General features: G+C 59.0%; 21 protein-coding genes and 1 tRNA gene. 9 read left to right on the top strand and 13 right to left on the bottom strand.

The features are described from left to right. Positions 1-19 precede the first annotated feature (19 nt). Positions 20-1,411 (bottom strand): histidine--tRNA ligase, encoded by a 1,392-nt coding sequence (hisS, locus tag AB8808_RS14800; RefSeq protein WP_369930414.1) that lies wholly within the window; start codon positions 1,409-1,411, stop codon positions 20-22. A gap of 155 nt (positions 1,412-1,566) precedes the next feature. Here hisS and AB8808_RS14805 point away from each other — a divergent pair. The 3 genes from AB8808_RS14805 to AB8808_RS14815 all read left to right on the top strand — a co-directional run bounded on the left by AB8808_RS14805 (position 1,567) and on the right by AB8808_RS14815 (position 4,608). Then, positions 1,567-1,643 (top strand) — tRNA-Pro (locus AB8808_RS14805). Between the two features lie 866 nt (positions 1,644-2,509). Next, the gene (locus AB8808_RS14810) at positions 2,510-3,328 is read left to right on the top strand and encodes a replication protein RepA (protein WP_369930415.1); all 819 of its coding nucleotides are present in this window, start codon (positions 2,510-2,512) and stop codon (positions 3,326-3,328) included. Between the two features lie 638 nt (positions 3,329-3,966). Beyond that, a complete protein-coding gene (locus AB8808_RS14815) occupies positions 3,967-4,608 on the top strand; it encodes a DUF2026 family protein (protein ID WP_369930416.1) in 642 nt (213 codons plus the stop codon). A gap of 50 nt (positions 4,609-4,658) precedes the next feature. Here the strand turns inward: AB8808_RS14815 and AB8808_RS14820 are convergent, their stop codons facing one another. The 3 genes from AB8808_RS14820 to AB8808_RS14830 all read right to left on the bottom strand — a co-directional run bounded on the left by AB8808_RS14820 (position 4,659) and on the right by AB8808_RS14830 (position 6,576). After that, complete coding sequence (locus tag AB8808_RS14820; protein WP_369930417.1) at positions 4,659-5,507, bottom strand: HNH endonuclease; 849 nt, start codon at positions 5,505-5,507, stop codon at positions 4,659-4,661. Between the two features lie 90 nt (positions 5,508-5,597). Then, positions 5,598-5,825, bottom strand: a complete 228-nt coding sequence (locus AB8808_RS14825) for a hypothetical protein (RefSeq protein WP_369930418.1) — start codon at positions 5,823-5,825, stop codon at positions 5,598-5,600. Positions 5,826-5,886: 61 nt separating this feature from the next. Beyond that, on the bottom strand, positions 5,887-6,576 hold the full coding sequence (locus AB8808_RS14830) for a hypothetical protein (protein ID WP_369930419.1): 690 nt from the start codon (positions 6,574-6,576) through the stop codon (positions 5,887-5,889). Positions 6,577-7,120: 544 nt separating this feature from the next. On the opposite strand from AB8808_RS14830, the gene AB8808_RS14835 reads away from it, so the two are divergent. Both AB8808_RS14835 and AB8808_RS14840 read left to right on the top strand, forming a co-directional pair. After that, positions 7,121-8,146 (top strand): YadA-like family protein, encoded by a 1,026-nt coding sequence (locus tag AB8808_RS14835; protein ID WP_369930420.1) that lies wholly within the window; start codon positions 7,121-7,123, stop codon positions 8,144-8,146. Positions 8,147-8,156: 10 nt separating this feature from the next. Then, positions 8,157-8,456 carry a hypothetical protein gene (locus tag AB8808_RS14840; protein ID WP_369930421.1) on the top strand — a complete coding sequence of 100 codons (300 nt, stop codon included), beginning with the start codon at positions 8,157-8,159 and terminating at the stop codon, positions 8,454-8,456. A gap of 63 nt (positions 8,457-8,519) precedes the next feature. On the opposite strand, the gene AB8808_RS14845 is transcribed toward AB8808_RS14840, so the two are convergent. Further along, positions 8,520-9,005, bottom strand: coding sequence for a hypothetical protein (locus AB8808_RS14845; RefSeq protein WP_369930422.1), 486 nt, complete (start codon positions 9,003-9,005; stop codon positions 8,520-8,522). A 41-nt stretch (positions 9,006-9,046) separates the two neighbouring features. On the opposite strand from AB8808_RS14845, the gene AB8808_RS14850 reads away from it, so the two are divergent. After that, complete coding sequence (locus AB8808_RS14850) at positions 9,047-9,223, top strand: hypothetical protein (RefSeq protein WP_369930423.1); 177 nt, start codon at positions 9,047-9,049, stop codon at positions 9,221-9,223. On the opposite strand, the gene traI is transcribed toward AB8808_RS14850, so the two are convergent. Both traI and mobA read right to left on the bottom strand, forming a co-directional pair. Next, entirely contained in the window at positions 9,218-11,614 is a 2,397-nt protein-coding gene (gene traI / locus AB8808_RS14855) for a TraI/MobA(P) family conjugative relaxase (RefSeq protein ID WP_369930424.1), read from the bottom strand. The genes AB8808_RS14850 and traI overlap by 6 nt on opposite strands. Continuing rightward, positions 11,604-11,930 (bottom strand): plasmid mobilization protein MobA, encoded by a 327-nt coding sequence (gene mobA, locus AB8808_RS14860; RefSeq protein ID WP_369930425.1) that lies wholly within the window; start codon positions 11,928-11,930, stop codon positions 11,604-11,606. Before mobA ends, traI begins: the two co-directional genes overlap by 11 nt. Before the next feature lie 440 nt (positions 11,931-12,370). Here mobA and AB8808_RS14865 point away from each other — a divergent pair, with 440 nt between their 5' ends. Genes AB8808_RS14865 through AB8808_RS14875 form a run of 3 tightly spaced genes read left to right on the top strand, consistent with a single transcriptional unit; the run spans position 12,371 to position 14,708 of the window. Beyond that, positions 12,371-12,616 carry a hypothetical protein gene (locus AB8808_RS14865; protein WP_369930426.1) on the top strand — a complete coding sequence of 82 codons (246 nt, stop codon included), beginning with the start codon at positions 12,371-12,373 and terminating at the stop codon, positions 12,614-12,616. A 26-nt stretch (positions 12,617-12,642) separates the two neighbouring features. Further along, complete coding sequence (locus AB8808_RS14870; protein ID WP_369930427.1) at positions 12,643-14,439, top strand: type IV secretory system conjugative DNA transfer family protein; 1,797 nt, start codon at positions 12,643-12,645, stop codon at positions 14,437-14,439. An 11-nt stretch (positions 14,440-14,450) separates the two neighbouring features. After that, positions 14,451-14,708 (top strand): hypothetical protein, encoded by a 258-nt coding sequence (locus AB8808_RS14875; protein ID WP_369930428.1) that lies wholly within the window; start codon positions 14,451-14,453, stop codon positions 14,706-14,708. A 433-nt stretch (positions 14,709-15,141) separates the two neighbouring features. On the opposite strand, the gene AB8808_RS14880 is transcribed toward AB8808_RS14875, so the two are convergent. The 6 genes from AB8808_RS14880 to AB8808_RS14905 form a co-directional block, all read right to left on the bottom strand. Beyond that, positions 15,142-16,149 (bottom strand): reverse transcriptase family protein, encoded by a 1,008-nt coding sequence (locus AB8808_RS14880; RefSeq protein ID WP_369930429.1) that lies wholly within the window; start codon positions 16,147-16,149, stop codon positions 15,142-15,144. Positions 16,150-16,191: 42 nt separating this feature from the next. After that, positions 16,192-16,494: a helix-turn-helix transcriptional regulator gene (locus AB8808_RS14885; RefSeq protein ID WP_369930430.1), complete on the bottom strand. Its 303-nt coding sequence runs from the start codon at positions 16,492-16,494 to the stop codon at positions 16,192-16,194. Between the two features lie 35 nt (positions 16,495-16,529). Further along, entirely contained in the window at positions 16,530-16,733 is a 204-nt protein-coding gene (locus AB8808_RS14890) for a hypothetical protein (protein ID WP_369930431.1), read from the bottom strand. 421 nt (positions 16,734-17,154) lie between these two features. Then, positions 17,155-17,526 carry a DNA-binding protein gene (locus tag AB8808_RS14895; protein ID WP_369930432.1) on the bottom strand — a complete coding sequence of 124 codons (372 nt, stop codon included), beginning with the start codon at positions 17,524-17,526 and terminating at the stop codon, positions 17,155-17,157. Positions 17,527-18,432: 906 nt separating this feature from the next. Further along, complete coding sequence (locus AB8808_RS14900) at positions 18,433-19,464, bottom strand: hypothetical protein (RefSeq protein ID WP_369930433.1); 1,032 nt, start codon at positions 19,462-19,464, stop codon at positions 18,433-18,435. A 392-nt stretch (positions 19,465-19,856) separates the two neighbouring features. Continuing rightward, entirely contained in the window at positions 19,857-20,582 is a 726-nt protein-coding gene (locus tag AB8808_RS14905; RefSeq protein WP_369930434.1) for an AbiU2 domain-containing protein, read from the bottom strand. Positions 20,583-20,618: the final 36 nt, after the last annotated feature.

Raw genomic sequence — 20,618 nt, forward strand, 5'->3', positions numbered from 1 at the left:
TGCGAAGTGAGGAGGAGGATCAGCGACCGATGTCGGCCTGGGCCAGTTCGACGCGCAAGGTCTTGATCAGGTCGGCGCGCGCCACCTCGAACTGGTCTTCGCGGCGCAGGTCCTTCACGGTAACGACGCCCTTGGCGATCTCGTCCTCGCCCAGCACCACGACGAAACGGATGCCGGCACGGTCCGCGTACTTGAACTGCTTGCCCAGCTTGCCGCCTTCCAGCACCACTTCCGTGGCGATGCCGGCGTTGCGCAGCTCGGTGGCCACGGCCAGGTAGGTGGGCAACTGGGCCGCGTCCATCTGCGTCACCAGCACGTCCACGGTGCTGCGCGCGGTGGAGACGAGGCCGGCGTCGCGCAGCTGCCAGTAGAGGCGCGTGAGGCCGATGGAGATACCGACACCCGGCAGGTGCGACTTGGTGTACTGCCCGGCGAGGTTCTCGTAGCGTCCGCCCGAACAGATGGAACCGATGCCGGGGTGGTCGTTGAGCGTGGTCTCGTAGACCGTACCCGTGTAGTAATCCAACCCGCGCGCGATCGACAGGTTGAGCGTGAAATGCGTCTCCGGCACGCCGAAGTCGCGGATCATCGTCAGCACGTCCTTCAGCTCGGCCCTGCCCTGCTCGAAGGTTTCCGAGCCGGCACCCAGCGCATCCAGGTGGGCGAAGGCATCGGCCACGGACGTGGAACGCACCTGCACGAAGGCGAGAATCTTCGCCGCCACCTCGGCCGACAGGCCGAACGCGTCACCGGTGAGCGTGTCGCGCACGTAATCGGCACCGCGCTTGTCCAGCTTGTCCACCTCGCGCAGCACCAGCATCTGCTGCTCCGCGTCGGCGATGCCCAGGTTCTCGAAGTAACCGCGCATCAGCTTGCGGTTGTTCATCTGGATGGTGAACGCACCGATGTTCAGTTCCTTGAACACGTTGTAGATGACCGCCGGAATCTCGGCGTCGTAGCGCACCGAGAGGGCATCCTTGCCGATCACGTCGATGTCGCACTGGTAGAACTCGCGGAAGCGGCCGCGCTGCGCACGCTCGCCCCGGTACACGCGCTGCATCTGGTAGCGACGGAACGGGAAGCTGAGGTCGTGCTCGTGCTCGGCGACGTAACGGGCCAGGGGCACCGTGAGGTCGAAACGCAGCGCCAGGTCGGGTACGCCGCCGGCGTCCTTCTCCGCCGCCGCACCCAGCGCGCCGGTGGACTGCACGAAGTACACCTGGCGTTCGGTCTCGCCGCCGGTCTTGGTCAGCAGGACGTCGCTGTGCTCGATGACGGGCGTCTCGATCGGCAGGAAGCCGAATTTTTCGTAGTTGCGACGGATCGTGTCCAGCATGCGCTGGAAGGCGATCTGGTCGAGCGGCAGGAGCTCGAGGACACCGGGCATGGTGCGGGCCGGGGTGAGTGCCATGCAATTCCTCTTGGGGACAGGCTATACGGGCGCCGCCACGCGGCAGCCGCCTAGGTTAGCAGATGGCCAGGGCCGCCCCCGTGGCGGGGTGGTAAAAAAGTTGGAGCGCCCTGTTGCCATCCGGCGGGTGCATGGCTAATATACGCGGCTCCCGTCGGGGTGTAGCTCAGCCTGGTAGAGCGCTACGTTCGGGACGTAGAAGTCGCAGGTTCGAATCCTGTCTCCCCGACCAATATTCGAAGAAATTAGGCCCTGGAAACCGCATCAAAGCGAGCTTCCAGGGCCTTTTTCTTTGTTCGGCCCAATTACTCATCATCCCTCATATATGAGGTAAATCGAGCAATTCTGTCGTCGCAGTGTCCCAAGGCTGTCCCGAGGAATGTCCCAGCTCGCGGGACTTGACCGCACCCCTCGCGCTCCTCTAATTTACTCACCAGCGATCATACTGTGTGGCTGGTTCGGCGATGTGGGTTAGTGGCCCTCGCCCGGGTAAAGAAGGATGAGCCAGCACGTAAGCGAGCGACCAAGCGATAGCTCGCCACGACAAACACGGTATCCGGCACTGACGCGCCGGACGTAATGATCGAAAAGCATTGCCGTAACCGCCTGAGCGCATCCTTCGCAACGGTGGCAAGAGCTTGAGTCCTGCACGCATCTATTTTCTGCATTCTGCAGATCGCTGGTTCAAGCCCCTCAGGGGGCTTCGCTCCAGGACATCACGGTGCCTGCCCCATATCTCCCCGAAAACCTCAATCTCGCTTCCGTAGAGCGATCGACGCTTGCCCTTGAGACACGCGTACGCGTCCTCTTTATTGAGGATCTGGCGTCGCTGATCGGCAAGACCAAAAGCACCATCCGCACCTTCGTAAGTCGGCGCGAGAGCTACCACCACTTGATTCCTCCGCCCTATAAGTTGCAGGGGTCTCGTCGGCTGTGCTGGCGTGAGCGCGATGTGATTCGTTGGATGGAATCTACGAAACCGGTGTTTCCGCCTCCCAAGCATAGGCGACCGGGCCGCCCCACCAAGCTGGAACAGCTCGAACGTCAGCGCTGGGCGACCAGCAACGCGGCGGAGGGTCGGCCGTGACCCGTGCTGGCATGGCCCTCGAAGAGCAACCAGCGTACGGAACCTACATGCCGACAGCGATGATCTTCGCCTCGTTGCCCCATTCCGAACCTGATGACGCCTTCTTCGACCGTCGATCCGATGCGCACACCCTCTCAATCGTTAACGACCCGAGGATTGGTTTGCCCTACGGCAAGATACCTCGCGTCATCACGGCTTTCCTCTGCACTCAAGCCAAACTTCAAGCCAAGACAACCAATGACCGACGTATTTACCTAGGCCGCTCGCAAGCGGAGTTTGCCAAGAAATTGGGGCTCAGCTCCACCGGCGGAGAGCGTGGCGGTCTGACACGTCTCAAGGACCAGTGCACCCGCCTTTTCACATCAAAGATCACGCTCATCCGTAAGACAGACGTGAGCGACCGATTTAAGAACGTCATTATTGCGGACGAAGGCGAGCTGTGGGGCCTGAACAACGCGGAGGCCCCTTCTCTATGGAAAAGCTGGATCGAGCTGTCGGAAAAGTTCTATACCGAATGCATCGAACATGCGGTCCCGATCAAAATGGATATCATCAACGCGCTTCGCTCACCAATGGCGATCGACATCTATATTTGGTTGACGTATCGATTCAATTTCATCAGGACGCCGACCCATATAACTTGGAAGCAGCTGAGCGATCAGTTCGGAGCGGACTACTCCGAGCAAAAGAACTTCAGCGGCAACTTTAAGAAGCACCTGAGGGCCGTTCACGCTTTGTATCCAGACGCGAAGTACATATTTGAGCGTGGCAAGCTGATTTTGCTGCCGAGCAGAACCAGCGTTGCCGCGCGTCCGGCTGCGAGCTACTGAAGGGACCTATCGAGGCCGAGTTTAAGGCGAACATGCTGCAGCCCCGCGCACCCACCATGTAGCTAGAGGAACCTTGGCGACCCCGACCGCTACAACTGAGTCGAAAACGGTAGAGTGGCGCCATCCCACAGGGAGACACCGCTATGTTGAAGCCAAGGGATGAACGGCGCAGCGTCGTCACGTGGACCATCATTCGAAGCATCCTATGGTTCAGCATCATGCTATATGCCGGGAAGCGCGGGTATTCCAGCGTCATATCTAGCCCTTGGAGCCTGGTGTTCGCATACGAGTTCGCCTACTACCTCCTCCGCAGCGAGAAAGCTGAGCGAGACTACAAGGATGCAGTCGCTCGGCGGGAATGGTGGGAGGAACAAGAGCGCCAGGGGAAGGTAGTAAACGGCTTGCCACCTAAGGACACCTAAGGAGTCCTTAGGTTAGCGCGTCAATGACCGCGCGCGCACGGCCACACGACCTCGTCACTGACCACACACCCTGCGCGGTGCATTGCCCGAGTGGCCCAATTGGCGTCTAGGCCCCGCCAGCCGAATCAAAGCTAACGGACGCGATGGCGGCTAGCAACGCCTACATAGGATACATTTGCGGCCCCGAGGTCGGGCAAATCTGGGAACAGGACAGCAATGAAGCTATTACCAATGCAGCTACCCATAAAGGATTACGAACGCGCGTTTCGCGTCATGCACGCTGTTTTGAACGGTGTCGGATCTACCCCTGAAAAGTCGTGCGTCTTCTTCGCAATGGTCGGCTCCTACGTATTGAATCGTTACTGCGGCGTCGCAGCCTCTGCGGTTGCAGGCACGGCCCTGTACCGCCTTGACGACAACGACGACAGGGTCGCTTTTGTGGGGGGAATGCGCGACGGCAGCCCCTACAGCGACGAAAGCAATTTCCACATGTGGGTTCAAACTAAAAGCCACATCATCGACTTTCAGGCTCCGTTGTTTCGCGAAGCATTTGCCGACCAGGTCACTACTTTCACAATTCCGCGCCTCATGTTTCAGCGCGGAATGAATGAAGACTGCAATGGCGCTTTTAAGCGCGCTGGCGACTTTGCGCACTACCCCAATCCGGAGCTTTCGGAAAAGTTAATCAACGAAAACCTAGGCCGCAGCGATATGGTCGACCTGTTGCAGCTTTGCGGCAACTGGTTCCAGCGCTCCCCAAGGCCCATCGCGCCACGGATCCCGCTGATTTCAAATGACGGAATTAACAAGGTGATTCCGTTGAGCCCTATTCGACTGACCGCCGCCTGGGGTAGATAAGGCCGTATCTCCCGTGCAACTGCGGCACCGAAGCGAACAAAGTGCGTGACCTACGCAGAAGGCCGCGTGAGCCTCACGCTCCGATAGCAAGGTGCTTGGCCGTACGATGCGCCTGAAAGCGGATTCAGAGTGAAGAAGAGGGCCATCTCGTGCATGCGTGGGGACACGAGCAGGGGTGGGCAGGCTCCTGACCAAGGGAACAATCTTGGCTCCAAGAAAACGAAATTCCCTTTTGCAATGGTCATCGCTCTAAAACCCACGGGTATAACCTTACCTGGCTTGCGCGAATCTCCGAGTCGGATGCCACCATGTATTACCACGTACCACGTCGACGAGCTCGGGTTTACCTTAGCAACGACGCCTCGATAAGATACCCCTGGCACAGCGTCTTCAACGACTAACATGGCGTCGCCAAGCTTCATGAACATACTGTCGATCAGAGGTATCGCTTCCAGCGGGACGATGTCCGACTTGATGTAAAAGTCACCACACAGCCCAAAGTGGTGCGCCATGAGGCCACGAATAAGCCATCCGGCATACTGCTGCAGATACCCTTCGCGAAGGGACGTGAAATAGAGCTCGGACCGTTCGCCATCGGCCGTGACCGTATGCATGCTCTCCGCCATTTCACGCTCAAGAACGCGATCCTTGTCGAGGCGGCTCTTAAAGCGAGGAAGGAACTCTTCATGAATGGACTCGTCGGCGCTACCGAATGGCACCACGACTGACAGGTAATGTTCCAATCGCGATTTTTCGCCGTTGCACGCCTCGCAGGCAGGAACCTTGATGAGATTCGCACGCTGAGCGATCGGAAACATCGCGCGAGCAAAGACATGGTCAACGGTGTTTGCCACCGCCCCGCAGTACGCGCATGCCTTGCCCAGATACTTCTTGCTCATCGCCCTCCCCCTCGCTCCTGTGAGGGTCAGCGTAGCACCCCTATATGGTTCCTTTTAGAGGCTTTCGCCGCCCCCCCCCCCCCCCCCCCCCTAGTCGTCTTCGGTCAGGATCACCGCTGCGTCGTGGACGCGAATCAGCCAATCTGGGCTAACACGGTCGATGGCCTCGGCCATCGTGTAGCCCATATCGGCGAGCCAGTCGGCGCGGTTTAGGACGAGGGCGGTGACAAGCTTTTCACCCGTAGAAAGCGCATCAAAACCGCCATTTCGGGCGTCCCTAGATTTGCCAACGATTTGTTCGAGCACATGGTCGGGCACAGCAGTCCTCGGGTGGGTTAGGGAAGGAAAAGCCCGCACAAACTACTTGTTCGGCCGCCGATCAATCCCTATCGAGTGGGCAGAAGCTCTCGCACGATCGTGGAAGATCGAGCCACGGAATGAAGTCGGCCCACCAGGCGCCCAACTCACTGGGCTCCCCACCATCCACGCCTTCACGCACGCAGCTATGATTGGCCAGCCGCTCACCATTCCAGTTCCCCCTGAGCGCTCCCTGGATCTGCACCGGCCCCGTCTGAGACGCACGCCCTACCTTCATCTCAAGAACGGGCAGCCAATGCGTTTGTGGCTCGAACTGAAGAGTTGCTTCCGTATAGAGCCCGTCACCGATCCAACGTCCCGATATGAAGGACCATGGGCCCTCAGCCAGAGGCAGCATCTCCTCTCTTATCCAACGGTCGATGGATGACCGCGCTCGCAGCCAGCGCTGCATAGCGATGCCATCGCGCCGCATTTCGTCCTGCAGAAGGGCGATCTGTCGCGCCGCGAGTTGCCGAGACTGCAGATAGGTGTCGGGCAGAGGATGGACATCGAACCGCTCACGCTCGAAGCGCTGGCCAGCAACGGCTATTAGCGTTTCATCGTGCGGGATCGAACGAAGGGAACCGCCTTCATTGAGCACCAGCTGATCCCCATCCGCGACCAGATAAATCCCTTCCGGATCCGCCGTGATGGACTTCGCCTGAGCGGGAGCGAAGTCACAGCGGTTCTCGTCAAATTTCCAGATGTGCATGCCTCTCTCTCCCGGAGATCAAATTCCGTTGGTAACGAGCCTAATTAAGAATATCAATAAACCGATTTCTACGGAATACATAAGCATCAATTAAACATCATTTAATACACCTATCGACACGAAGTAACCACCAAGCTGACACTAAGTAACCACCTGATTGTTAAGGCAAAAGATATTTAATAGATAACCACACATTTCGCTTGAACGCGTTAATTATTTGGCTAGTATTCGGAGCCACATCAACTAGCGCGAGTTAATCATGTTTGGACGTCAAAGGAGCTATCCATATCAGGGCGACGCCGCAAGGAAAGGCCGGTCTATTCGGTCGTCTAAAATTGTTGGTATTGCGGCGACGGGTCTCTTTGCGTTGGCCGCCCACTCCGCCTTCGCCCAGACAGCTCCGGTAGCTGTAGCCGGGACCGGCACCTACACGGCCGCATGCCCTGTCGTGCTCGACCAGGTAACGGGCCAGCCGATAGCATGCGGGCCTGATTCGTCCTTCGCCAAAGCCGTTGGCGGCGGCAGCCTGGCGTTCGGTAGATCTATGGCATCAGCTGACTACGCCGTCGTCATCGGCGACGGTGCCGACGTAGCCGCCGCAAATGCCATCGGCATCGGCGCACGTTCGATCGTGACAAGCCAAGGTACCAATTCCGTCGCGCTTGGCGCCGATTCGCTCGCCAACGAACCGAATACCGTCTCAATCGGCTCGCCCTCGCAACTACGCAGACTGACGTACATGGGAATGGGGGTGAGTGCCTGGGATGCCACAACGGTGGCCCAACTCGACCAAGTAGCAGCTGGACAAAGCGCATGGCTGGGCGGAGGTGCGAACGTCACGAAAACAGCCGCAGGCGCGTATCTCTTTAACGCCCCCTCCTACGCACTCTCATCGCCCGGCGCATTGGGCGTCTACAACAACGTAGGTGGTGCCTTGTCTGCGCTAGATCGGGGCCTGTCGTCGCTCTACAACACCGTCAGCAACCTCCCGCCGCCCGGGACAGGTCCAGCCGGTCCAACAGGTCCCGCTGGCCAGCCCGGTTCCGCTGCGGGTGGTGATGGAACGGACGCCATGGCCGTGCACTACGACGACAGCCTGCGCAGCAGCGTGACGTTGCAGGGGCTGGGCGGCACGCAGATCCATAACCTTGCCGCAGGCGCCGCAAGCACCGATGCCGCCAACGTGGCCCAGCTCGATGCCGCGACGGCCAACGCGATCGCCACAGCGAAAACCTATACCGACGTCAGCGCGACCAGAACCCTGCAGTCCGCCAACGACTACACCGACTGGCGTGTGAGCCAGCTCGATGACCGTTTTCGCAAGCAAGAAGCGAGCATCAACCGCGCCGGGGCCGCGGCGTCTGCCATGGGTCTGATGGCAGGCAGTGCCGCGAGCATTCAGAACGCCGACGTGCTCTCGATGGCTGTCGCGGGCTACCGGGGAGAGGGCGCTGTGAGCGTCGGCCTCAATCACCACTTTTCCGAGCGCGTCGCGCTTACCGTCGGCGCCGCGTTCGGTGCCAGCAACGCGGGATCGGTCGGTGCCGGTCTCGCCATTGGTCTGCATTGAGGATTGAGGAATGAAGAATTTTGCCATCGCACTCGTCACCGCCGCCCTTGGCGTCGGCTCCGTCGCTAACGCAACGGACTATATTCCTCCGCAGAGTCAGGAGGAGTGCCACCTCTGCGGCACGGTGCAGGGCTTTCAGATCGCTTATGACGATCAACAGCGCCTCAAATCCCTGACCTACGTCGTCGCCATGGGCGGTGGCCTAGAGACGCGTTCGGTTACCTACGACAGCGGTGACATCCCGGCGATCCGCCCCGGCACATCGGTCAAAGTAAGCGCCGATGGGAAATCGATCCGGCCGCTGAACTAATCTTAGGCGATCGCTTCACAAGAACACACCAAGACCGGCGCCAAGCCGGTCTTTTTCATCGAACTACTGTTTCGACGCAGCCCATGCCAGCCAACCGGCCCGATGTGCTCCTGCATCGTGCAAGGCGTGATGCCACGGACGCTGCGGGTGCCCGTGATAGTCCACGACGGCGCGATGGTAGACCGACGTGTCCACCAGAGGCCGGAGGTCGTAGTGGGTCGGGGCCAGGTTCGGGGGAAGCACACCGCCCAAGACCTCCCGCACCAACTTCAGGTCAACGATCGAATCGCATGCTAGTTGCACCGCACGAGGCAGCTCCTGGAGCCACACCCGCAACCGTTCGCGAAGCTCCGGCAACGCACAGACCGCTGCCGTATCCTGGCCCAAGTGAGGCAACACCTCGGCGAGAACGAAGCGGCTGCACCAATGGCGGGGATAGTCGTTACGTTCGAGATAGATCGCCCTGCGGCCGTCTTCCGAAACCATGCCAACGCTGATCAGCTCGCGCCGCGTCTCGTCGGTGTATTCAGTATCGAGGAAAACGCGCATGGCTACCTGTCGCGCTCGAGCTTCGGCTGAGGAGTATCGGCGTGCTGCCGTTCTTGTTGCTGTCGCTGAAGCTCCAGCTGCCGTATGGCGGCCATCTGTCGCTCTCGCTTTTCCTGGTCGGCCAGTTCAAGCCGCGCGAACTCGCCGAAAGCGGTCCCTCGGATCTTTGCCCAGATTTCCAGCACTGCGCTCTTTGCCATCACCGGCTCCCGCTATAGGTCAATGTCGAACGCCGACGCGTCGCCCGGGTTCTTCTTTCGCTGCGTGTCGCTGAGGTTACCTTGCACGACGACGCGTTCAGCCTCCTGTTGAGTGCGCGTCGATTCGAGACCCTTGATCTTCGCCATGCGGGCCGCACGCTCGGCAGCGGCATCGCCAGCGATCTCACTGGTTGCCCGCACTTGGTTACTTTTCCACTCGGTATGGATAACAGCGTGCGCGCTCTTCGCCTTCGTCCAGGCATCTTCGCGAAATGCCACGGCTTTGGGATCGTCGCCGCGCATCTTTTCACGGTAGCCGTCCACCTGCATGGACAGCTGCTCTTGGTGAGCCACATGGTCGCGGTCCCATTTATCTGCCGCCTTCCGTGCCCGCATCTTCTCGATGAAGCCCCCCGCCTCCGGGTCGGGACGTGGCCCAAGCTGCTCCCGGTGGACCTGTTCCTGCTGCGTTCGATACACCGCCACAACTCTTTCAAGCGCTGCCGCCTCGACCAACTCCCGATTGATAGTCGGCTCAGGCGCCTTCAGCGCGGCTTCGCGCTGGGCGGCAGTCATTGGTGGCAGGGCGACCTCAGGCTTCCTTGGAGAGGCCGTGGCGCGTTCCTGGGCGTAGTTTTGATCGCGCTTGACCTGGACCATCTCTTGCCGGCGCGATTCCAGCTTAGGATCGCTGAAGCGCACATCCAGGTCGCGTTCGACGGCGACCATTAGCGTTACATCGGCAAACGCGTTGTCGTTCCCGTAGACCTTGATCTTGCCGAACTTTTCCGACGCCAGGCGCAGCCCCATCTCGATGGCATCGTGGTTTCGGGCGCTGTCGCCATTGAACGCCAGGCGAGGTCCCTGATCGCGGAACGCCGCCTTCTGGTCCACCTGGTAGTCGACGGCGCCGGTCTTCCTGTCCACCGACCAGGTGACACGCTCGGTGATGCGCCGTGGCTTGGCCGGATCGAGATCCTGGGAACTCTCAGTGCCTAGGTGGGGGGCACGCTTTCCTGCGGCCTCTTCTCGCCGAATCAGGTTCGCGTCCCGCTTGTCCGTATAGGCCCATCCACGCACCTGCGAGATCGCCGCCCGGTCGCCTTCCTGGGCTCGCTCCACTGTCCAATTTCGATAGCTGTTCGGGCGCTCGCTGCGGAATGCCTCGCGTTGCATCTTAATCGTGTCGTTCAGCGCCTCTCGTTCACTCGCAGCGTTCAAGGCCGCCACCGAGTAAAGCGCCTTCTTCTCGACGGCGGGCAGGCCGCTGCGGCGAACGATGTCGCGGGTGGACCGATGCCGGTCTATTAGTTCCGCTCGCTCCGCACGTTGTTGCTCATACATAGCCACCCTGGCCGGGCTCTTCGCCTCCCGCCACTCCGCTGCGTAGCTGCGGTATCGATCACGCAGGTCCAGCCGTTCCTGGGCACGCTGTTCCCGAAGTTCCTCACGCTGCACGAGATCCCGTTTCGGCCGATTCTCGTTGTAGGTGATCTTTGGCGGGTTCGGCACGCGCTCTGGCGTCCGTTCCTGGAAGGGACCGAGCTGCTTCTGCAGCTTCCCCGCGCCCAGCTCCTGGGCCATCGTGGATGCTTTGATTGGTGTCTGCTGCGGGTCGCCAAGCGAGTGAATAGCAAAGCCCTGTCCCTTGGGCTGAATCCCTAGCCCATGCTCGGCCAGAGACGCGTGCAATCGCTGCCAGTCGGCACCGGGAGCTTTCAGCGCATGTAGAGCCGCCTTCTTCGGCTCGCCCTGGGCGTAGGTGGCCAGCGATTCGTTGCCAGTCATGGCCTCCATCTGGCGAGCCTTTGTAGGGGTTTTTTCGACTCGCCGATCTACCTTCTCCCGCCGCCATTCCTGCGCGCTGGACTTGGCCCAGTCCACCACCTTCATCCCGTCACGTTCGTGCACGGCGTAGGGCCCTACGCTGTGACGCCATCCCTGGGCAAGTTCAACCTCGCGCATGCACTGATCAAGCTTGAAGTAATCGCGATCGGGATACACCGCACGATAGGTCTCCGGATTCACCCGGTTGACCATCAGGTGGACGTGGTGGTGGTCACGGTCGCGGTGCATCGCCGCCACGTATTGATGACCCTCCATGCCCACCGCTTTCATGGCCGCTCTGGCCGCTTCGAAGGCCTGCTTATCCGTCGGCACCTCGCCAGGCTGCCATGCCAACACGACGTGGTAGACGGGATCTTTGACGCGTGGGTTCTGACCCGACACCGCCCACATCTCTGACCATGCCGTGTCCAGGGAAACACAGTTGGTCTCCATCGACACGTCACGACGTGTGACCTCGCCAGTCACCGGGTCGATGTGATCGCGTTCATTGCCAATGTATTTCGCCAGGCTTGAGAAGCTCGATCGGCCGTCCCCGCGTTTGCCAGGCACTTTAGCCAGCATCGTCAGCCTCCTCGATGCTGGGCGATAGCCGCTTTATGGCCGCCTTGATCTCGTCCAGGACCGCTGCGTATTCCTCGTTGAAGATGCCCCCGCTCTCGGTGAACAAGTGCTTTTGAAGGCCTCCGAGACGACGCAGCTCATTGACCACATTTCGGTCTGTTTGATTCCTGATGCGCCGACTGAGTGCAGAGCAACGTAGGAATTCCGATGTGGTCAACCCGGCGTCCTGGGCACGCGCCTGGATCTCGGTGCCCTCGCCCGGGAAACAACGCAGGTTGAGCACGCGTGTCCGCTTGCGGCTTTCGGATGAGGACATGGCGCGTGGCTCCTGTGGCCGCACAGCGGCGGGGTCTCGGGGCGTAGCCCTGAGCAAGGTGGTTAGGGTCTGAGAAACGAGTGCAACGAGTGGAGCAGGCCCGGTGGATTAACGACGCGTCAGCGGCGGTAAGACAAACCCTACCTTGTCCACGCCTCTACATTGGATACGGGATGGAACAAGGATAGCAATAGAAGGGTTTATAAGGACACCCTTATAGTGCTAATGCGTGCATTATATTTGTGCTCACATGACAACAAATAACCACCATGTTTACACCAACTAGTTAGTTGATTGTTAACGATAAAATTATATGGATATAAACAGCGATATTTCTTGAATGCGCTAATGATTTGGCTAGAATCCGGAACCACACCAACTATTGAGATGTAATCATGGCGGGACGTCCACGGAGTTATTCACAGCAAGCCAAAACAGCAATGGAAAGCCTGTTTGATGCCCTCCCCGAAAAGCCAGAAAGCGAGCGCCCGCTTTCGACGACCGAGTTGGTCAAACAACTGAAGTCAAAGATCGCGGCGGCGCAGGCCAAGGGCTACACCCTGGAAGAGATCGTTGAGCAGTTCAAAAAGGGCAACGTGCAAGTCAGCTTGAGCACCCTCAAAGCCGCGCTGAAGGGCAAATCGAAGGCTCGCACCGCCGACATCCGGGCATCCCAGAGCGTCTAACTCTATCCATTCGAAGGGGAAACATCGTGGCTGTTTTCGACATCAATACAGGGCGTGGCAGCACGCTCCACGTGCAAAGCCTGTGTAACCGGATAGTTGTGTTCCTTGTCGGAGCGTGGCCGGGAATGGCGCTGGGTCTGTGGCCATTTTGGAATCCGTTGCCCGGGGCAATGGGACGGTTCGGCTACGCGTTTTGGTGGGCATTGCCGGTGGCAATCGCGGGTGGACTGCTCTACACAAGGATTCGGCATAACCGCATCAACCAGGCTGTTCGCCTGATGGATTCCGTCGAGGATGCCGCGCGCAAGGAGGCGGAGGAAGCAGCTGAAAATGCCCCCGCCATCGATCCGTTCGAGGTGCCTTTTTCGGGTGTGGTCCTCGGCACGTCGTCAGGTCTCCTGCGACACCAACGTGATTACGCAAACGGCATCATCGCGGGCGATGAGGTCCATCTAAATCGCGAAGATGCGTGCAAGAACCTCATTATCTTCGGAGGCATCGGTAGCGGCAAAACGACCCGCGCCATCAATCCGCTGCTGAACCAGATCCTCCGTCAGGACACTGGCGCACTCATTTTCGACATCAAAACCGACTTCGAGGACGCAGTGAAGGCAATCTCGGCTAAGGCGGGGCGCAGCTACAAAGTGGTAGGCGATGGCGGAATGACCCTCAATCTGTTCAGGGGCTGCACCCCGGAACTGGCCTCCAGCTACCTGAAAAGCTGTTTTCTGGCACAGGGTCAGGGTAGTGGCGATTCGGCGTTTTGGGTCGATTCGGCGACGGAAATGTCTAGGCATTGCCTCCATCTACTACGCCTGGCGAAGGCTGACTATTCGCTCGCTGGCCTATACGAGGTCGTTTTCAACGACCAGGCACGCGGCGACATGCTCGCCCAGGTAGCCCAGGACATCGCGAACCTCAGCGATCGAGATCAGCGCTTCTTCCAGCAAACACAGTCCTTCCTCGTCCAGCAATGGGACACCCGCGACGAAAAGCTGAAGTCAAACATGAATGCCACGATCAGCCAGGTGCTATCGCCTTTTACGCACCCGGATCTGGTCGATGCATTCAGCGCCGGCAGTGTGCACGGCGAAGCTGATATGACCGCGCTGATTAACGACGGCGAAGTGTTCCTGGTCAAGCTTCCCATGACCAAATATGGCCGGGCCGGTGCCCGCTTCGCTTACCTCATTCTCAAACTGCGCTTCATGAACATGATGCGCGAGCGCACCACTTGTCACGAGTGGAACCAGGATCGAGCGGTCGCGTTCATTTGCGACGAATACCAGGCAATCATCGATCCCATCAGCGATACCGATTTCTGGGACAAGAGCCGAAGCACCGGCACCGTCGGCATCATCTCTATGCAGGGTGTTTCTAGCTTGATCCAAGCCTTGGACGGTAACCATCAGGCCGCCAACGCCATTCTGCAGAACTTCCGTCAGAGGCTCATCTTCCGCACCGAGGACGAGGCGACCGTGAACAGTGTGCAGAAGGTGCTCGGCCAAGTTCTCATGCACCAGGAGGGCTACAACAGCGGCGAAAGCATCTCGAACAACTATTCCGCCGCACCCGGTAGTCCAGCAGGGTCTAAGTCATGGTCGGAATCGGAATCCATTGGAAGCAGCTGGTCCCAAACGTGGCGGAATTTGTTCGAAGCCGCAGATATGCGGGAGATGAGTGCTAACGAGTGCCTGTTCGTCGGCAACCTCGGCAATTACGGCGTGGCCGAAGTGCTCAATGTCTCGCCCCTCTACCCCCCGAAGATGGCACCCCACGCCCAAGCGGAACCCGTCGTCGAATTCGAAAACGACCTCGCATAAGGAGAATCTATATGGCTTGGATCCAACATTTGCATCGGCACGTCGCGGACCACAGGGCAATGGAAACGCTGACGCCGAAGGTCGCGCTGGCCTTCATTCGCACTGGGTTGGTCGTGGGCATTGTTGCCGGCCTGGCCGTGGGCCTGTGGCATCGCGAGGAGCTGAGACCGCCGTATGGGCGGTGGGAAGAGGCGCGCACGCGCGCGGCCGAACTGGCGGCCGAACAGTGCCGAGATTTTCCGAACTCCACTATTTGTCAGAAGAAGTAGGACGGCCTTGAGCGGCGGGCAAGGGGCGTCCAAAGTTAGGGTACCCTTGCCTTCGACCAGGCTAGTGGCCTGGACTGTCTTTGTCAGATGCTAATTGAAGCCCACCGCGTCTGTGCACCGTCGGCAATATTGCTCAGGGTGCATCGACCGCGCGTGCTTCAGTGTCGTGTGGAACGCCACTGGCGAGCCGAAGAACGCGCGCACCTCTTCCAGATGCCTGTAGTACACGGGCATGGCGTCTCCAAGCGCCGCCTCCCCTCTGTAGTACGCCTCGTGCTTCGGGCAATACCTCAGCACCCCTGACATCACGGCAAGGGCATATAGCGCCTCGTTAGCGGTACCCGCTACTGCCATATCTGCACCGGACGATCGTCCGTTACGTACTGTAACCCGAGCCCATCGCGTCCCCGCCGATGCACGGAAAGCCCGTGCGCTAGCCGGAACTGCGCGCGGCGACCGGCAGTAACACCTTCCTGAGCAGCCGAGCCTGAATCTTGGATCGTACAAGCCGATGGTTCTTCCGACGCTTTGCGCGCTCGGTGACACCCGGAGCACCTAACGCGGTGAGCACGGCATCGAAGTGCCGAGCACGCTCTTTAGCCACTGACAAAAGCTCACTGGCCTCCCGGTACTGACCGACAAGCGCCCGGAGAAAAAGCGCCTTGCGAGCAGGTGTTTTTGCCCTACGCAGCTCATCGGTGAGCGCGCGTATACGCCTGAAGCGTGGGTGTGGAAGGCTCATACCAGCCCGACACTGCCTGACGCCCGTGACAACGAAGTCCTGGCCCGGACGGTAAACAGCAAGCTTGTGAGCGAAAAATCCGTGTTTCGCGACGATCGTCTTGCCCAGTGCAATGAAGCCACCAACGCCGCGTGAACCCGAGACGACAATATCGTCCACATACACGGTTAAGCGCAGATCACGAGCGACAGCAGCCTCGTGTAGTTCATCAAACATCGGCTTGCACGCCCAATATGAGATGTACGGACTGATGGCACTACCCGTCGGAAGCCGGCCCTCCAGGCACGTCAATTCCGTAAGCCAATACGCGATGTCACGACCGCATTTGAGCGTTTCCGTAAAAAAAGCACCGACCCTGCCGGCCTTCACGCTGGGATAGAACTTCCGAATGTCGATGCGGCCCACCGCGCGTCCGAATTCGTGACGCTCAGCGTTAGTCCGGTAGGAGCGACCGCGCGTTGCAGATTGAAGGTAATCAGGAGTCTCAATTCGGCTCAGGAGTACGGCGAGTCTCCGTTGAATCACTTCCAGCTCGCCCTTTGGAGCCTCTACCTTGCGCGCCTTGTGCTGCAGATCCTTGTGCCGAGACTCGTATTTATCCTGAGTGTCAAAGCACTGGTACTGCTTGGAGCGGGCAGCCTTTTTCAGGTCAGAAAAAGTACATCCAAGAAGGTCGGCTAGCTTACGTTTGTTGTTCAAACGATAAAGGGGCGATTGCTCCAAGCTATAAGAGACCATGCGTCAGGCGGCGCGCTTAACGTCGATCCACTCTAAGAACTTGAGTGCCTTGTCGGCTGCCGACTTCTTCACGCGCCCAGCAAGCGACTTATTATCGAAGCTCTCCGAGACGATGAGGAGCGAACTAACGGGGATCTCGAACTGCTTGCTGAAACCTTCGAGCAGATCGAGGCTCGGCGTTTTGTGACCGGCTTCGAGCTCAGACAGATACGAGCGCGAAATTCCGAGGGACTCAGCCGCTTGCGCTTGGGTGATGTCGTGAAATGACCGCACTAGCTTTAGCGCGCGCCCTAGGTTGTTCGTCATATTTGAATCCTCGTCATGGGATGTTTACTTAGGGGTTAGAAGGTCGAGCTCCCGATAGCGGCAATCAAACCTTTCACTGCCGGCCACAACTTCGTGCCCGCAACAAACAGTTTTGTCACCGCATCAATGAGCTTCACAACCCAAAAAACGAAATTGGGAAGCTTGCGCCACCAGCTACGTTTTTGCGTCCCTTCCAAGACGGGCGAAGTCCGATCATTCAACTTACTTTTTTGAGCCATGTTTGTGATCCTTGGTTAACACGCCCCTTGAGCAACACGCTCTCGGTAACGCTTCCGTTGTTAACCAAACCCATGGCTTACGCGTTCGCCGTCTCTGTCCCCCCAAGCCACACCCCGCCACCTTCCGGAGGCGGTCTCAGTCCCGGCGGACCACGACCCTCACGATCGATCGATCGGATGGGCCCTGACGGCGCCTCGACTGGGTGTCGGAGCTTTCGCTCCACGGGTCATGTGCATACCCACGATATTGCCAGCACGCTCATGATCGGACGTCGCTAAGGCTAGACACTATGTCGCTCAGAGTCAACATTTATTTTCAGCGGCTCGCTGTTGTGTCCGACGCTTATGGGGGCCAGCAGCTTTGCGGCCCCATACCAGGGCCATGAATCACTAGCTGACTAAGAGCTGCCCGCCTGGTTCGTCAACCGACGAAGCCAGCCTCGATGGATTCCAGGTAGGTCACGACGTCATCTTTCCGTCCGGCACACACGAGCTGGTATCCAGTTAGATGGCGCAGCGCCGGAATGGGCGCATGGCGCAGCCACAAAGCCGCTTTCTGGACATCGTCGGTGACGACAGCGGCGGCGGCGAGCGCCGCCACTAGGTCGTGTAAGTGGGCCTGCAGCGGAGCAAAGCGAGGATCCACAGTCGCCACGTTCAGTGGAACATTTGCACCATTGGCTAGATCAGCCAAGGTCATACCGAGGGCGTCGGCCATTCGCTCCGGCGAAATACCAACGCCGTCGGGAAGGCGAAGCCCGAGCATGGCAAGCGTTATCGATGCAAGATCCATAAGCTAAGTGTATTCCCCCGAGTGCGCAGCACAATGCGGCACGGCGTTACGTTACGTTACCGTAACGTAACGTAACAAAAGGACTGCCCTTCGGGCGGATCGTGGCCACGCGACAGCTACGCCGTCGCCCGCCCCCGATCTTGATGGACGGCTCAATGCCGCTGTCAGCGGCCAGCTGCGTCAGAGCCGCCTTTCGGGTGAGGGACGGCGGCGCTCTTCCGAACGGAACCTGGAAGGTCGCCTCGCGCTCGTGGGGCGCAAGCATTCGGTGAACCTCGCCGCTGCTACGCCAAACCCGCTTTTGATTCACGCATCTCGAAGCACTCATTCCCGCCTCCTGTGTCCCCCTCGGTGCAGCTCTTATCCACAGATGACCCTTGCCAACTACTTGTTCTTTTATAGAAGTAAGAACTAGAGCTACTTGGGGGTAGTGGAGAATCAGCCGAGCGGCGGTACTGGGCGGGGGAAGTTAGCATTTCAGCGTTCTTACTTTAACTAGTGTTTAGGCCGCTTTTCACTAGCGTTTCGGCGTGAAAGCGGCCCAATAGGCTTGTTTTTCGGCGCGAAAATGGGATCGTGTTTCGGCGTGGATAAGTCTCGCCATACAGACGTTATCCACAAGGCCGTCGCGTTCGCGCTGCCTTCATAACTCTAACGGTGCTTTCGCGCAGCTGGAACGGGGGACGGCATCGCGGCGGTCCAGCTCAGAACAAAGCTCCGCTGTCTCCCCGGACTAGCAACATGCGTACACCAAGGTCACACCAAGAAGCCAACATCTAGGCGGGGTGTGCACACCATACCGCGCCCCAATAGTCACCGTGTTGCCACCATCTAACACCAGAAACACAGTGAAGCGGCAAGCAAGAGCCGGTAGCGAACGTGAAGGCAAATGCCCCGGCAGCAGAACTAAAAATACGTGGTGACTGCGCTTCCCCAATCGTCAAGGAAAGGTGCGGTCGACTCAGGCCTTCCCGTGACTTCATACTCAAATCCGGCTTCTTGGATCGGTAAGCGGCTGTCGATATAGTTTTTTTGAAGATCAGAGAGAGATTCGTACCAGTCAGGCGCAATGGCGAAGTTTTCGCCGTTGTCGAAAATGACGTGCAGAACGGCCGCCGTTAGGTCCGTGGACTTTGCGACCGATTCGAAATATGACCTCGGCGCACTATTGGCGGTGTCCAGCCAACTGAAGATCGCCGCTCCTCCAACCTCCAGTGGGATCACTGAAATTGACAGAAGGGAGGCGCTAGTCTCTAGGTCATCGATCAACTGGAGTTCCGTTCCGTCCAGGTTGAAGAAGGGCCCGAACGCGAATGTAGCCACAACAGACGGCCGTTTCTCAAACACAACCGCAGCGGTCACTACGCGGCCCCAGTCACCCGTTAACAGATGCACGTCCAGTGCAGCCTTGAATGCTTCAGCTTCTTCGGCGCCCTTCAAAATAGAGGCTTGGTGAATCATGGCCTCCTGCGTGTACCCTACAGGCGTATCAATACCGTGAATCTCGGCCATGTCTTCCAGTTTTGGAAACGAATCGAATTGCTTGCGCTTTAGATAGCACTCACGGGCTGCGGCTCGGTACGCCATCTTGAAACGTTGTTCGGGCGAGAAGCGAAACGGCTCATCTTCGACACAACTGAAGAGTGATTTGTCGTGCGAAGCGCAGAACGCATGCAAGCTAGAGACGTCGCCGATGCCTAGTTTTGCTAGCTGAAAATGCGGTTGGTTGGGTACGAGCCTCCGAGTGTTCAGCGCATAGACGCGCGCATCTCGGGATATCGGGCGTAGGACACTGCCCACCGCCAACGTGTGGGCCGCCACGACGCCACCGGAGTGCTCGGCGAACGGCGCCAAGCAGACGCGCTGCTGATAGCGCCTGCGGAACTCGTCGTAGACGCGCGCGGCCGCCCTCGGGTTATGCAGGTCACCTAGGCTCATACTCAGCTCCCCCGTATTTCGGGCGAAGCATAGCGCCAGATAGTGGCTCTATCCACCGTGGGGTAACCACGCGAGATAAGAATCGCGCGATGACTGCGGATGTGGAGCGGGCGCGGTCAGCATTGTATTCGGCAACAAGCGCTCGGCCGCTCCCGACTTTGGAGGCGTTCGTATAACCGTTGCCATCGTCGAAGGCGTGGACGGCAAGGTCTATACAGTGGAGCCCGGCGAGATTCGCTTCGCGTCGCCGCCACCGAAGAGTCCGCACCGGGTCCTCCAGGACTTTATAAACCAGGGCGACACCCCGACGCATAAAACTTCTGCGCCTTAACACTGGCCGCGGACAGTCGCGGGGCCGCTGGCTTTAGTCGGTGCTGAAAGGGCGCCGACCGTCAGGGTGCGATCCGTTTTAGGAAGGCCTTGGTGTCTTTCGTGACGATCATCTGAGAGTCGGCTTGAAAGCGCTGCAGGTCGATAACGGGCCGGTGGCCATTCTGATACGCATTCCAGAGCTCAGCGTTAAGCGAACTGAGGAAAGCTGCCACCCCCTCGATGCTGGCGAGGTCCGCCGCCTCGAATAGAACGCCGACGTCCTCTTTGGTGTACTCCCTGTGGGCGAACCACTTGTGACGGATATCTTGGTGCTTCGCTTTGAAGATCCGCCTCTGCTCCTTCACCTGCCGATCGAGCATTCTGAAATCACTGATATCTGGCTCGTATAGGCCTTCCGACGAGTCAAGGTTAAATCCGGCACGCTCGTCGGCACTCAGCGCCGCGAACCTAGCTCGGCGGCGCTCCAGGATCGCGGCCGGGCCAAACATGGCTATGTCGCGCTTTGCGAGGCTGAGCAACTTGGCAATCGAATGTGGCTGGTTTGCGTGATTATCGAAGATGCGACCGAGGGTGATGAAAATCGCGGCCCGCAGTGCTGTCACCGTCGCTTGCCAGAACCATGGCGTTCCGCCCATGGCAGAGCGCACAGCCTCTCGCGAGTTGTGCTCTTCGTTGATGGCCATGAATGCGCCAAGGCTCGCTCCGAGGGTGTGAACTTCCTCGTTGAAAATGCCCAGCTCTAGCTCGAACTCAGCCCAAGCAACTTTTGTCACTTCTTCCTCCACGAGAGCCGGTCCGTAAACCTGTAGGGCCGACCGCCG

The organism is Xanthomonas sp. NCPPB 2632 (assembly GCF_041228075.2).
Taxonomy (GTDB): Bacteria; Pseudomonadota; Gammaproteobacteria; order Xanthomonadales; family Rhodanobacteraceae; genus Luteibacter.

Excerpts from the sequence above, each read along its gene's own strand:
- AB8808_RS14900 (WP_369930433.1), bottom strand. The coding sequence starts at position 19,464 with ATGAGCCTAGGTGACCTGCATAACCCGAGGGCGGCCGCGCGCGTCTAC.
- hisS (WP_369930414.1), bottom strand. The coding sequence starts at position 1,411 with ATGGCACTCACCCCGGCCCGCACCATGCCCGGTGTCCTCGAGCTCCTG.
- AB8808_RS14875 (WP_369930428.1), top strand. The coding sequence starts at position 14,451 with ATGGCTTGGATCCAACATTTGCATCGGCACGTCGCGGACCACAGGGCA.
- AB8808_RS14810 (WP_369930415.1), top strand. The coding sequence starts at position 2,510 with ATGGCCCTCGAAGAGCAACCAGCGTACGGAACCTACATGCCGACAGCG.
- AB8808_RS14885 (WP_369930430.1), bottom strand. The coding sequence starts at position 16,494 with ATGACGAACAACCTAGGGCGCGCGCTAAAGCTAGTGCGGTCATTTCAC.
- AB8808_RS14895 (WP_369930432.1), bottom strand. The coding sequence starts at position 17,526 with ATGGATCTTGCATCGATAACGCTTGCCATGCTCGGGCTTCGCCTTCCC.
- mobA (WP_369930425.1), bottom strand. The coding sequence starts at position 11,930 with ATGTCCTCATCCGAAAGCCGCAAGCGGACACGCGTGCTCAACCTGCGT.
- AB8808_RS14815 (WP_369930416.1), top strand. The coding sequence starts at position 3,967 with ATGAAGCTATTACCAATGCAGCTACCCATAAAGGATTACGAACGCGCG.
- AB8808_RS14840 (WP_369930421.1), top strand. The coding sequence starts at position 8,157 with ATGAAGAATTTTGCCATCGCACTCGTCACCGCCGCCCTTGGCGTCGGC.
- AB8808_RS14845 (WP_369930422.1), bottom strand. The coding sequence starts at position 9,005 with ATGCGCGTTTTCCTCGATACTGAATACACCGACGAGACGCGGCGCGAG.
- AB8808_RS14820 (WP_369930417.1), bottom strand. The coding sequence starts at position 5,507 with ATGAGCAAGAAGTATCTGGGCAAGGCATGCGCGTACTGCGGGGCGGTG.
- AB8808_RS14890 (WP_369930431.1), bottom strand. The coding sequence starts at position 16,733 with ATGGCTCAAAAAAGTAAGTTGAATGATCGGACTTCGCCCGTCTTGGAA.
- AB8808_RS14865 (WP_369930426.1), top strand. The coding sequence starts at position 12,371 with ATGGAAAGCCTGTTTGATGCCCTCCCCGAAAAGCCAGAAAGCGAGCGC.
- AB8808_RS14835 (WP_369930420.1), top strand. The coding sequence starts at position 7,121 with ATGGCATCAGCTGACTACGCCGTCGTCATCGGCGACGGTGCCGACGTA.
- AB8808_RS14830 (WP_369930419.1), bottom strand. The coding sequence starts at position 6,576 with ATGCACATCTGGAAATTTGACGAGAACCGCTGTGACTTCGCTCCCGCT.
- traI (WP_369930424.1), bottom strand. The coding sequence starts at position 11,614 with ATGCTGGCTAAAGTGCCTGGCAAACGCGGGGACGGCCGATCGAGCTTC.